Source organism: Huintestinicola sp., from assembly GCF_050874005.1.
GTDB lineage: Bacteria > Bacillota > Clostridia > Oscillospirales > Ruminococcaceae > Huintestinicola.
The window spans coordinates 17,783-30,145 of the sequence record NZ_JBNMJV010000034.1 but is presented as its reverse complement, the minus strand read 5'-3'; the positions used below and the strand labels follow the sequence as shown (position 1 = coordinate 30,145).

At 46.3% G+C, this 12,363-nt stretch carries 11 protein-coding genes; 7 read left to right on the top strand and 4 right to left on the bottom strand.

Features of this window, described 5'->3' with window-relative positions; genetic code table 11:
- Positions 1 to 171 precede the first annotated feature (171 nt).
- Together ACR0QN_RS10915 and ACR0QN_RS10910 are read left to right on the top strand one after the other, a co-directional pair.
- Complete coding sequence (locus tag ACR0QN_RS10915) at positions 172 to 558, top strand: hypothetical protein (protein ID WP_432651249.1); 387 nt, start codon at positions 172 to 174, stop codon at positions 556 to 558.
- Between the two features lie 185 nt (positions 559 to 743).
- Positions 744 to 3,011 carry a diguanylate cyclase gene (locus ACR0QN_RS10910; RefSeq protein WP_432651248.1) on the top strand — a complete coding sequence of 756 codons (2,268 nt, stop codon included), beginning with the start codon at positions 744 to 746 and terminating at the stop codon, positions 3,009 to 3,011.
- A gap of 135 nt (positions 3,012 to 3,146) precedes the next feature.
- Here the strand turns inward: ACR0QN_RS10910 and ACR0QN_RS10905 are convergent, their stop codons facing one another.
- Positions 3,147 to 3,785 (bottom strand): epoxyqueuosine reductase QueH, encoded by a 639-nt coding sequence (locus ACR0QN_RS10905; RefSeq protein ID WP_432651247.1) that lies wholly within the window; start codon positions 3,783 to 3,785, stop codon positions 3,147 to 3,149.
- Positions 3,782 to 5,071 (bottom strand): GDSL-type esterase/lipase family protein, encoded by a 1,290-nt coding sequence (locus ACR0QN_RS10900; RefSeq protein ID WP_432651246.1) that lies wholly within the window; start codon positions 5,069 to 5,071, stop codon positions 3,782 to 3,784. The genes ACR0QN_RS10905 and ACR0QN_RS10900 overlap by 4 nt, the downstream gene beginning before the upstream one ends.
- Before the next feature lie 279 nt (positions 5,072 to 5,350).
- Here ACR0QN_RS10900 and ACR0QN_RS10895 point away from each other — a divergent pair, with 279 nt between their 5' ends.
- On the top strand, positions 5,351 to 5,818 hold the full coding sequence (locus ACR0QN_RS10895) for a prepilin-type N-terminal cleavage/methylation domain-containing protein (protein ID WP_432651245.1): 468 nt from the start codon (positions 5,351 to 5,353) through the stop codon (positions 5,816 to 5,818).
- Between the two features lie 82 nt (positions 5,819 to 5,900).
- The gene (locus tag ACR0QN_RS10890) at positions 5,901 to 6,269 is read left to right on the top strand and encodes a hypothetical protein (RefSeq protein WP_432651244.1); all 369 of its coding nucleotides are present in this window, start codon (positions 5,901 to 5,903) and stop codon (positions 6,267 to 6,269) included.
- Positions 6,270 to 6,308: 39 nt separating this feature from the next.
- On the opposite strand, the gene ACR0QN_RS10885 is transcribed toward ACR0QN_RS10890, so the two are convergent.
- The gene (locus ACR0QN_RS10885; protein ID WP_432651243.1) at positions 6,309 to 6,623 is read right to left on the bottom strand and encodes a PadR family transcriptional regulator; all 315 of its coding nucleotides are present in this window, start codon (positions 6,621 to 6,623) and stop codon (positions 6,309 to 6,311) included.
- Positions 6,616 to 7,590, bottom strand: coding sequence for a DUF1700 domain-containing protein (locus tag ACR0QN_RS10880; protein WP_432651242.1), 975 nt, complete (start codon positions 7,588 to 7,590; stop codon positions 6,616 to 6,618). Before ACR0QN_RS10880 ends, ACR0QN_RS10885 begins: the two co-directional genes overlap by 8 nt.
- A gap of 284 nt (positions 7,591 to 7,874) precedes the next feature.
- Between ACR0QN_RS10880 and ACR0QN_RS10875 the strand changes: the two genes are divergently transcribed.
- From ACR0QN_RS10875 to ACR0QN_RS10865, 3 genes are all read left to right on the top strand, one after another.
- Positions 7,875 to 9,407: an alkaline phosphatase gene (locus ACR0QN_RS10875; RefSeq protein WP_432651250.1), complete on the top strand. Its 1,533-nt coding sequence runs from the start codon at positions 7,875 to 7,877 to the stop codon at positions 9,405 to 9,407.
- A gap of 101 nt (positions 9,408 to 9,508) precedes the next feature.
- Positions 9,509 to 10,639 (top strand): YibE/F family protein, encoded by a 1,131-nt coding sequence (locus tag ACR0QN_RS10870; protein ID WP_432651241.1) that lies wholly within the window; start codon positions 9,509 to 9,511, stop codon positions 10,637 to 10,639.
- 112 nt (positions 10,640 to 10,751) lie between these two features.
- On the top strand, positions 10,752 to 12,362 hold the full coding sequence (locus ACR0QN_RS10865) for a substrate-binding domain-containing protein (protein ID WP_432651240.1): 1,611 nt from the start codon (positions 10,752 to 10,754) through the stop codon (positions 12,360 to 12,362).
- The last annotated feature ends 1 nt before the right edge of the window (position 12,363 follow it).

Below are 12,363 nucleotides of genomic sequence, written 5' to 3'. Positions count from 1 at the left end.
TTTGTGGTTATTAACATTATACCATATTGGAGCTTTTATTGTACTATTTTTTTCCATTTTTCAAAAAAATTCTGCTCGTTTTTCCCTTACCTACGTTGTTCCTTTGGATTTGATACTTGCTTTTTGGGGAAACTTAAAGTCCAAAAACATCAGACGAAAGGACGAAAAATAATGAAAGACAGAAAATTATCCGCCATAGCCATAGCAATATCCCTGACCCTCTGCGCCTGCTCGGGAGAAAAGCTGCCCGATAATGAGAATCCCACAGAAACAAGCCTTACCGAAGCCGCCGCAATAGAAAAAACTCCCGAAGCGGACTGGAAATACAGCATTGTGGAAAACAAAGCAAGCATAAAACGTACACAGGTGATGAAACCATCGTCACCGTTCCCGAAACCCTTTTCACTATCGGAGAAAATTCATATAACAGGCTGTCCTCATATGCTTCGCTTGATAATGAGGAAATATGCCCCGAAAGCTTTGAAAAGCTCTCCCGTCTGCCCTGCCTTACTACCCTGCATATATGCGGCTCGGGCAATATCGACCTTACGGGCATAGAAAAGCTTGAGAAACTTAAAAGACTTTATATTTCCGCCAAGAGCTCTGTTATTATAAGGTGGGGTAATAAATATATACAAAAAACCCGAGAAAATTTGACAAAAAAAGCGAATTGTATATTAGTGAAATTTGTGATATAATGTAAACTGATAAATAATATTTGTAAACGTGTCAGGGTGAAAACTATGAAAAGATTTAACATCGGCATTGCAGTAGCCGCAATAAAAGATCCTTTCAGCTATCAGCTTTCACGGGGAGCGATGAGCGCAGCAGAGAAGTTTGACGTAAATCTTTATATATTCCCCGGGAAATATATCGGCGTGGATTACAGCGCATATTATGACGAGTGCCGCTATGAATACCAGTACAATGCCCTGTTCGATATCGCAGCAGCGGCGAAGCTTGATTATATGATATCGGCAGTAGGGTCAATAGCCTATCCCCTTGACAATGAGGGCAAAAAGCGCCATCTTGACAGCTTTGGCGGCATACCTGTGCTCAGCGTGGCGGCGAATATCTATGGCTATGATTATCTTATGTTCGACAACCGCACAGGAATAACGCAGGCTGTAGATCACCTTGTAAAGGAGCAGGGCAAAAGGCGCATAGGAATGCTCTACGGTGACCTGAACAACTGCGAATGTGCGGAGCGTTTTGAGGCATACCGCAGCGCACTGAAAAAGAACGGACTTCCTTTTGACCCGGCCCTTTGTATGGCAAGTGATATTTCCGAAAATATCTATAAAGAAGCAAGCCTGCTTGTAGATGGAAATCCGGGAATTGACGCCGTTCTGTGCGTAAACGACAAAATGGCGGAGACAGTATATAAAGTGCTGAACGACAGAGGCATACATATCGGCAGGGAGGTCGCAGTAGTCGGATTTGACGATCTTCCCTTTGCGTCCAAGCTTGAGCCGCCTCTGGCTTCGGTAAAGGCGGACGCATACAAGCTGGGTGAGCGTGCGGTGGAAAAGGCGGTGAATTTTCTTCGGGGCGTTCCCGACAATAACAGTTTCCTTCCCACGGAATTTATCCCCAGACAGTCAAGCTACGGACAGGCAGGACTTTACAATTCACCCGATGCGGTTTTCAGCGGCACTCCCTCGGAAACAGCAGGCAAGGTCTGTGACTATCTTTATGAAAGCGGAGCGCTGAGCCTTGAAAGAAAAACGGTGTATGATTTTGTAAAAAGCTTTTTTGAGGAAATGTTCCGCCGTTTCGGCAGCAAACGTGCGGACACCGAGGATTATAACGAAGTGGCGGATATGGTGGACGTGTTTTTCAATAAGGAATTCATCATAGTTGACCACGTAAATGTCCTCCACGAGCTTATAGACAGCGGCTACCGCTATCTTATGAGAAAATGTTTTTCAGAAAACGAGCCATATATCCGCAGGCTGTACAATTTCTTCTATAAGCGGATAAATCTTGATATCGCTTCGGATTATCATATTCTTGAGGAGAAGCATAAGCTTGCCGTTCATTATGACAATATTGTTCTGCGTGACGCTCTGATGATAGGGGACAATCTGAGTGAGAGCTATTCAAAAATGCTCAAAACTCTGCATCTTATCGGTGCTGACTCGTCCTACTCGTACATTTTCAGCGAGCCTGTGGAGTACCATATGGGAGAGCGCTTTCCTGCGAATAAGTTATCCTTTTATTTTGCAGGCTATGCATACGGCCGTGATGTTTTTTCCATTCCCGAGGATAATCGGCGAATGTCCGCCAAGGATATTTTTGCTGATAAGCTCTTTAACGGTTCAAAGCGGCATACTCTCATAGCGGCGGATCTATTCTGCAAGGAATACCAGTACGGAATGGTACTCTGCGAGCCACGTTCCGTGGACTTTTTCGACGAGCTGGAGCTTATCACATACCAGCTCAGCTCCGTGGTAAAAATGGTACATCTTCTTGAGAGCAGAGAGCAGACGTTAATTGAACTTCACAGCAAAAATCTTGCCCTTGAAGATATGTCACGCATTGACGAGCTGACCAATGTCTATAACCGCAGAGGATTTTATTCTGCGGCGTCCGAGCTTGTCCGTGCCAACGGTATCGGCAGGTCATACATAGTCTGCTACGCCGATATGGATAATCTCAAAATGGTAAACGACAGATTTGGACATATGGAGGGCGACTTCTCCATACGTTCTCTGGCAGATTGTCTCAGGGAGATATTCGGTGAAAAAGCGGTCATCGGCAGAATGGGCGGCGACGAGTTTGCGGTGCTTCTTTCAAGCTCGGAATCAATCGGCTGTGATGATATTCTCCGCCGCAAGGAGGAGAGCATAGAGCGGCTGAACGCAAATTCAGGCAAGCCCTACCTCATCAATATGTCTGTGGGACTTGCTGAATGTTGTGTTTCCAACAGCTATGACTTAAAAGAGGGTATGGATAAGGCTGACGGCAAACTTTATGATGCCAAAGCAAAGCGTAAAAAGGTAATATAAGAGCGGCTGTATGATAAATTATAGCACAACTGTTTCTAAATGTCAATAGCAAAACTGAACAAATATTTCACTATATAATAAAACATATTTTTCAAAGCAAAAGACGGACTGTCTGTTACGATGACAGTCCGTCTTTTATTTTTGACCGTTATTATCGGAAAATCTCTCATTCAGAGAAAAAACGCAGCCGCAGTAATTCTGTCTGTAAATGCCGTATTCTCTTGAAAGCTCGGTGGAGCGCTTGTAGCCGTTTCTTTTCTTGAAATCGGAAAACAGGTATTTCACGCCGTATTTATCCGCCAGCTCTCCGCCTATCTCGTTAAGCTTCTGAGCATTTTTCATCGGGCTGATGGAAAGGGTAGTGGTGAAATAATCCGCACCCATATCCCTTGCAGCGGCGGCAGAGGCTTCCAGCCGCAGACGATAGCAGGCAAAGCACCGTTCGCCGCCCTCACGGATATGCTCAAGCCCCTTGACAGCCTTGTAAAATTCATCGCTCATATGCTCGGTGCCGATAAAGCCAATGGGATTATTAACGGGCAGTTCGCTTATAAAGCGTTCCTGCTCCGCACGGCGCTTGTAAAATTCCTCTTCGGGGTAGATGTTCGGGTTATAATAAAAAACCGTTATTTTAAAATAACGGGAAAGGTATTCAAGAACATAGCTTGAGCAGGGAGCGCAGCAGCTGTGCAGCAGGAGAGAGGGGACAGTTCCCGCTCTCTCGATATCGCTCAGAATTTTGTCAAGCTCGTTCTGATAGTTTATTTTATTCATTTGTTTTTCTCCGTGGTTTCGGGGAGTGTGAGAAATGTTTCGGCAGCAGGCGTGGTCTCGCTTTCGGCGGGAGCTTCCGTTACACTTTCGGCTTCTGTTTCCGTTTCGGACTCAGCTTCATCGGACACTTCAGTCTCAGCCTTTTCAGCATTAGCTTCTTCAAACTCGGTCACATCGGACTGTATCTTTGAAAGCAAAGTCTTGTAAGCGGAGGATTTGAAGTGCATACCGTCAGACTCGGCGTATGTGCTGTTGAAATATCCGGTTTCGTCCTTGAGAATTGAAGCAGCGTCCACAAAAAGCATATTGTTGGCGGTGCAGTAGGATCTAAGGCTTGTGTTATATTCGTTTATCTTCGCCATAACGTCCACATCGTCAACGGTGCTGTCATAGCCGGCGGTAACGGGAGGAACGCTTATTATAACGACCTCGCAGTCGGGGCAGGTCTCCTTGATAAGATCCACAAGTGTGTCGGTGGACTGCAGCATATTTCCCACAGAGAGCCACTGGATACCGTTAGAGCCCAGCATTATGTAAACACGTTTTGGCATCGTGTATGAAAGCATAGTGGAAATGCCTATCTCGCCGTAGCAGGTGGAAACAGATTTTGTGAGAACTGTGGAGGGGTTCAGACCCACCTTTGCATATACGTTTTTATCGTCTAAAAAGCCGTAAAGGGAGTAGCCCGTGGAAATGGAGTCTCCGATGAAAAGGTCGGAGGAAAAGAACTCCGAGTCATAGGTCGTATCGGGAACAGGGGCTGACGCCGCAGGGACCGAGCATTCGGTCTCCAGCTTGATCGTCTCAACCGTTTCCGATGAAGGGGCTGATGCTTCCGAATGGGTCTCGGCAAGCTCGGTCAGGTCGGGAACGGAGGTCTCCGCAGAAGATGCAGAGGTCGTGATCTTGGTTTCGGAGGGCTGAGCAGAAGTATTTTCGGTAGTTTCCGTTTCGGAAGGCTCTGCAGCTGCCGTTTCGGAAGGCAGGGTCTCGGCGGAGGTATCTGCTTCGGTCTGTCTGCTTGCGGCGTCGCCTGCGGAAACGGTTTCACTGTCGGCGCTCAAAGCAGCAGTATCTTCGGAAGTCTCGGAGCTTCTTATGCTGCTCACCTCACGGGAGTAATCCGTTATCGAGGGGAGTTTCGGGGAAACAGGCTCCTGCGACTGTCCGCAGCCCGAAAAAATAACAGCTGCCGTAAGGAGCAGTACGGTGAGCTTTCCCCGAAAGGGCTTTGCTCCTTCTATCGTATTATCGGACATAGGTTCTGATGATCCTTTCTTTGCCATACAGGATATGCTGAATTCACTATTTTTTATTATATCACATTATTCTCAAAAGTTAAAGGGGGTACGGCTGTAAAATTTTTGGCAGGATTTGGAGCTGTTTTATATCATTGTGCATAAAATCAGAAACTATGTCGAAAATGTAAAATTTTCTAATCTTATTTCACAGTATTTGTGGCAATTGCATATAAATATTAACAGATATATTATCTCAATGTAATGAAATTTTAATATATTTCTAAGGATAATATTGTATAATTATGTAAAAAGGGGAGGATAGCTATGAAAAAAGGCGGATTAAAGGGCTTCACGCTTATTGAGATCATTGTGGTCATTGCAATTATCGGAGCGCTTGCGGCAATAATAGTCCCGTCGCTCATCGGGTATACCCGTCAGGCAAAGGCTGCTGTCATCACGGGCAATGCCAGAAATGTTTACAACGCTGCCAAGATGACTGTTGCCGAATGTTATGATGAAGTGATGATACATCCGAATGAGATATACATCGGTGACGATTCGGGTACAGCTCACGCCGTGGGAGGTTCGGACGATCTTTCCGTAGGAATGTTTATGGGTGATGATTTTGAGGGACACTATGCCTTTGTTATCTCTGATGACGGCAACGACGTGATATATGCTGTGTGGAGCAATAATAATCCTATCAGCCCTCAGGAAGCAAGAATATACACATTGGACGAGATCGAGCAGGACGTGACAGGAAAGGGCATCGGCAGTTATCCCAACAGCTGATCTTGGTCTCACGGAAAAATTACTAAAAACTAACGGCTGTATAAAGTTTTGCAAAACCGATTTTTATGAACGGGGTGCGGTTATGGGAACTTTTCTCAGCCTCAGGAAGAACTGCGGTCTTATGGCTGCGGCGGCGATCATTTCTTACATAGTTATGCAGATACACAGCGGTTATCTGTCAGGTATCCCCATAGGAGAGGAGGCACCTCTGAACGAGATCTTTTTTGCCGTTCAGACTGTTCTTCTGGTATGTGAATGGATATTCGGGCTTATTGCTGTGGGAAGCTGTATTTTTTACCGACCGTCTCTTGCAGGAGCGGTTGGGATAATTTTAAAACTTCTTCTTATCGCAGCTGTGTCTGCACTTGCGCTGTCTGCCGTCTGGCTGGTGGCAAGATTCGGCGGAGCAAATGCGGTCACTGCGGCAGGAGTGAAAATATTTTATAGTTAGAACGATGATACGGGCGTGGAAAATATCCTCGCCCGTATTTTATTTTATGCCCAGTTTTTCCATTGCCCCCGTAATGTCACGCCATTCGGAAAGCATTTTCCGAAGCTCCTCCATACCCTTTGGAGTCACCCGATAATATTTACGCTTTGGTCCTCCCGAATGTTCGCCCACATAACATTCGGTGCAGCCGTCTGCGTGGAGCCGCCTGAGAACAGCGTAAACAGTGCTTTCGTTTATTTCGGGAAAAAGCTCAGTTATCCGCCTCATAATATCGTAGCCGTAAAGCTCGTCTGTGGTGAGGGTGTAGAGTATTGACATCTCCAGCACACCCTTTTTCATCTGTCCCTTATCCATTTGCCGCCGCCCTTTTCCTGCGTATCATAAGAATTGACGCAAGTGCGATCACTCCGCATATAATTCCGACGATAAGATAGATATAGTACGATATAGTCTTGAAAAAGTCAAATTTCGGCTGTAAGGGGTCTATTCGGCTTGCAGTTACCCACAGCTTGTCATTAAATGCAAGGGTGAAAAGTGCGGGGTACAGCGAGGCTGTGTTCAAGGCATTTTTATCCGTTACCGACAGCAGGATAATGCAGAAAGCCGATATAGGCAGTATGTAAAACAGCGCTTTTGTTATCATCCCGAGAGACGCCATATCAAGTATCGACAAGGAATATTTTGATGAGGCGGACGGCAGGCGTATGAGGGTCACAGCCAAAAAAACGTTCACAGCTGCTGCAAGAACTGCTCCTACAATATTTCTGCTTTTTATGCAGTAAAAAATGAGAATAGCCATTGAAACGAACATAATGCTTGTGAAGCAGACCGCCGCAGAAATTGCAGAAGAAAGTTTCCCATCGGCAAATCCGAACTTCACAAAATATTGCAGGAAAAACCCGCCCACGGGAAGAAGCATTGCGAAAATAAAGGGCAAAGGTTCCGCAGGATAACGGCATATGGCTCTTACAGCGCTTTTGGGCGCCTCGCATATCAGAAGTAAAAGCGGAGGCAGAAAGATCAGCGCAATGAAAGGCTCCCACAGCGTATTTAAAGCAGCATAATGCAGTATAAGCACTATCATTATGCATACCGCAGGTCTTACAGCGGCAGGGCAGAGCATTTTCCGTCCTGCGGAAAGCTCAGCCGCCGCCGCTTTGGGTGAGCCGAGGCCCTCACAGATGTCCGCCTCTGACTTACCCTCGGCAATACCTGCCTCAAAGCATTCCTCCATATCGTCCATAATATCCATAACCTCCTCGGAGGAAAGCTTAAAGCGCAGGCTGTTTCGGAGAGAAGAAAGATACTGCTTTTTAGTCATTCCGACCACGTCCTTTTCATACTACTGTTTAATGAATAATAGTTTTGATGTAAATATAATATCACACTACTGTTCAAAAGTCAATAGTTTTATGAAAAAATATAATATGTCATTCCGGATCTTTTTGTAAAATTCAGGCTGATAAATTTTACAAGAATTTTGTAAGACGGCGGTTTCAGATTTTACAATTGGAATATAAAATAAATGTTGCAGATGAAAATTATGAATTATGAAAACCGTACAAACCATATCTGCGGTACGGAAATGAAAGGAAAGTTTTTATGATGAACTTAAAAAAAGCGGCAGCGGCGGTCGCTGCAATTGCGATTGCGGCAACGGCAACGGTAGGAACAGTTTACGCAGCCGGCAATAAGGAAAACACCTCTGCAAAGACAGCAGCTTCATCTTCGCAGTATAACGGCAAGAAGCCTAAGTACATCTTTATGTTTATCGGCGACGGTATGAGCTATCCTCAGATACAGGCAACAGCCGATTATTATTCAGCTCTGAATGATACGAACGATAATGATATCCTTGACAGCACCAAGGTTCTGAACTTTATGAATTTCCCCGTTGCAGGCTCTGCCACAACATACGATTCCACATCGTTCTGCCCCGACTCCGCATCTACCGCCACATCTCTTTCCACAGGTCACAAGACATACAGCGGCACTATCAATATGGACGAGACCTTTACCACAGAGTATGAGACTATTTCAGAAAAGCTCAAGGAGCAGTACGGCTACAAGGTCGGCATTGTGACCACCGTAAACCTCAATCACGCTACTCCTGCGGCATATTATGCGCATCAGGCAAGCAGAAAGAATTACTATGAGATAGGTCTTGAAATGGTTGAGAGCGATTTTGATTATTTCGCAGGCGGAGCGCTTCTCAAGCCCACAGGCGCAGACGGAGACAAGAAGGATATTTACAAGGTTGCCGAGGAAGCAGGCTACAATGTGATCACCACTCAGGCAGAAGCCGAAAAGCTTACCGCCGACGACGGCAAATCCATCGTAATTGCAGAAACTCTTGCTGACAGCGATTCAATGTCCTACCACAAGGACCGCAAGGCAGATGAGTGGACTCTTGCCGATTATGTTGACAAGGGAATTGAAGTTCTTGACAACGATACAGGCTTCTTTATGATGGCCGAGGGCGGAAAGATAGACTGGGCGTGCCACGCAAACGACGCAGGCTCAACAATTTCCGATACAGCCGCTCTCAGCTTTGCAGTTGCGGAGGCAGTGGAGTTCTACAATGAGCACCCCGACGAGACCCTTATCCTCGTAACAGGCGACCACGAAACAGGCGGTCTCACTATCGGCTACGCAGGAACAAACTATGATACATATCTTGCAAACCTTAAAAACCAGAAGATCTCCTACGCAAAATTCGACAGCGATTATGTAACAAAGTACAAGGAAAACAACACCTCTTTTGAAAAGGTGCTGAAGGACGTTCAGAGACTTTTCGGACTTGTTGCTCCCGAAAATGCAACCGACAAGACAAATCCCAATCTCATTCTTACCGACTGGGAAATGGAAAAGCTCAGAGCAGCATATGACAAGTCAATGAGCGGCGGCGAGGAGGAGCTTACCGATGAGGAATATGTCCTTTACGGCACCTATGAGCCTCTCACAGTAACTATTACACATATTCTCAACAACAAGTCGGGCATCAATTTCAGTTCATATGCTCACACAGGACTTCCCGTTGCAGTATTTGCAAAGGGCGCAGGTCAGGAGCTGTTCGGCGGATATTACGACAATACCGATATTTATGACAAGCTTGCGCTTCTGACAAATGTTCAGTAAAGCAATGAAATAATCCTCTCTTTAAATTCTTCTCCACAGCGTCCTCATACTCTGATGTATGGGGGCGCTTTTAAAAATAATGGCCGAAAGGATATATACAAATGACAGAAAAAATAAGATATAATGCGCCTGTTATGGCAGCGGCACTTCTGATAATCATATTGCTGCTTATCCCCACAGGCTTCGAGGGCGCCGCCACATATACGGGCAGCGACCGCTGTGCCGCAAGGGTCATTTCCTGCGATAACAGCGCTATAATCGACACGGGACTTGTAAGGCAGGGCGAGCAGTTATGCAGAGTAAAGCTTCTCGGAGGTCTGTTCAAAGGACAGGAGACCGAGGCTGTTAATCTGCTTAACGGCTCCCTCGAGCAGGATAAGATATTTGCCGAGGGTGACAAGGCATATGTACTTGTAAGCTATCGTGACAGCGAGATACTGTCGGTGACAATGGTAGACCATTACCGCCTTAACAGCGAGCTTATCCTGGCGGCAGTATTTATCGTTTTTCTCGTGGGATTTGCGGGTCAGACGGGAGTAAGGGCGGTGCTGTCATTTATCGTCACGGTGCTGTCGATATGGAAGCTCCTTGTGCCTCTGTATCTCAAAGGCTTCGACCCAATAATAACGGGCGGCATTATAGTTATGCTGCTTTCGGTGATGATAATTTCGCTGGTGTACGGATTTGACAGACGGACTGCTGCGGCATCGCTGGGAGTGGGAGCAGGCATTATCACTACTGCTGTCACGGGAATCATATTTACGGATATGTTCAAAATACACGGCGCAGTTATGTCATTTTCCGAAAGCCTTTTGTATAACGGCTACAACGACCTGAACCTTACAAGGATATTTATGGCGAGCATATTTATCGGCTCCTCGGGAGCGGTAATGGACCTGGCGGTGGATATAACATCTGCGGTGTATGAAGTCATACAGAAAAAGCCGGACATAAGCCGTATGGAGGCAATAAAGTCGGGTCTGAATGTGGGCAGGGCGGCTATGGGTACTATCACGACAACGCTGCTGCTTGCATATTCGGGAAGCTGCTGTGCGCTGCTTATGGTGTTTATGGCTCAGGGCACTCCTCTGGGAAATATCCTTAATTACAAATATGTTGCCGCCGAGATAGTTCATACGGTTGTGGGCAGCTTCGGGCTTGTAAGCGTTGCGCCTCTTACTGCCGCCGCCTGCGGAATACTTCTGGCCGAGAAAAACGGAAAGCGTAAATAAAAGGTTAAGTGTCTGCCGGACATTTTACACGGATTTTGCAAATGTGCGGTTGCCGATTTTACATTGCGGATTTATAATATGTTAAATATAATTTTTACGGGACGGTTTTTGTATGAAAAAAACAATGTGCGTTATCCTATCCGCAGTATTGTCCGCAGGAATACTTTCTTCCTGCGTATCATCCGGAAATACAGCTTCGGAAAACAGCTTCGGCGGCGGCGTTTTTGAAAAGGAAACTATCAGGATATTATCCGGCTCCGAAAACAAGGAGCTTTCGGATATCCTTGCGGAATGTTCCAAAAAAACAGGCGTGGGCATTGAAATGACCTACAAAGGCTCGGTGGATATTATGAACGAGCTTAAAAACGGCGCCGAGGATTATGACGCTGTGTGGCCCGCTTCAAGCATATGGCTGTCACTTGGCGATGAACAGCATATCATCAAGCACGATAAGTCCATATCCACATCGCCTGTGGTATTCGGAATAAAAAAATCTCTTGCGGAAAGCCTTGGCTTTACAAACGGAAATGTCTCCGTCAAGGATATCCTGAGCGCAGTAAATTCGGGAAAACTCAGCTTCTGTATGACCAGCGCCACCCAGTCCAATTCGGGAGCAAGCGCATATATCGGCTTTCTCTATGCACTCACGGGCAAGACCTCTGCGCTGACTGCCGATGATCTTGAGTCTCCCGGGCTTAAAGAAGATATATCATCGCTTTTTTCGGGAATTGATCGAAGCTCGGGCAGCTCCGACTGGCTCAAGGAAATGTTCCTTGCAGGAAATTACGACGCAATGGTGAATTACGAATCCCTTATCATCGCCGCCGACAAGGAGCTGGTTTCACAGGGCAGAGAGCCGCTTTACGCAGTTTACCCCTATGACGGTCTGACCGTTGCGGACTCGCCTCTCGCATATGCCGACCACGGCGACAAAGATAAGGAAAAGGCTTTCCTTGAGGTGCAGGAATATCTCCTGTCAGATGAAGCACAGGAAAAGATACGTCAGACGGGCAGACGTACAAGCTTTACCGAGGATTACTCGCAGTACGGCGATATTTTCAATGCAGAGTGGGAAATTGATACCGAAAAAATTCTCTCGCCCATAACAATGCCCTCGGAGGAAACACTGATGAAAGCACTTAATCTCTATCAGACAGCGTTCCGCAAGCCGTCTCTCAACATATACTGCCTTGATTATTCGGGAAGTATGAAGGGAGAGGGAAACAGTCAGCTTGTTGAGGCAATGGGTCAGATACTTATCCGTGAAAATGCAGAGAAAAATTTTCTGCAGGCTGCGGAGGACGAGGTAAACATCGTAGTGATATTTGACGGAGATGTGCGCTCGGTATATACTGCGGAGGGCGCCGACGACGGGGGGCTTGAAGCGCTTTACAGCGATATTTCAGCCGAAGAACCGGGCGGCGGCACGGATATGTATGCGGCTGCAGCAGCGGGCATTGAAGAAGCCGCAGACAATTATGATCTTAATAATTACTGCCCTGCGGTGATAATTATGTCGGACGGCGTTTCAAAATCGGACAGCCGTGAGGATTTTATAGCAAAGTACAATTCCTGCGGATATGACATTCCCGTATTCTCCATAATGTTCGGCGAAGCGGAGGACAGGCAGCTGAACGAGCTTGCAGAGCTTACAAATGCCAAAGTTTTCGACGGAAGGACCGATCTTACGGGAGCATTCCGAAGCGTGAAAGGATATAATTAAG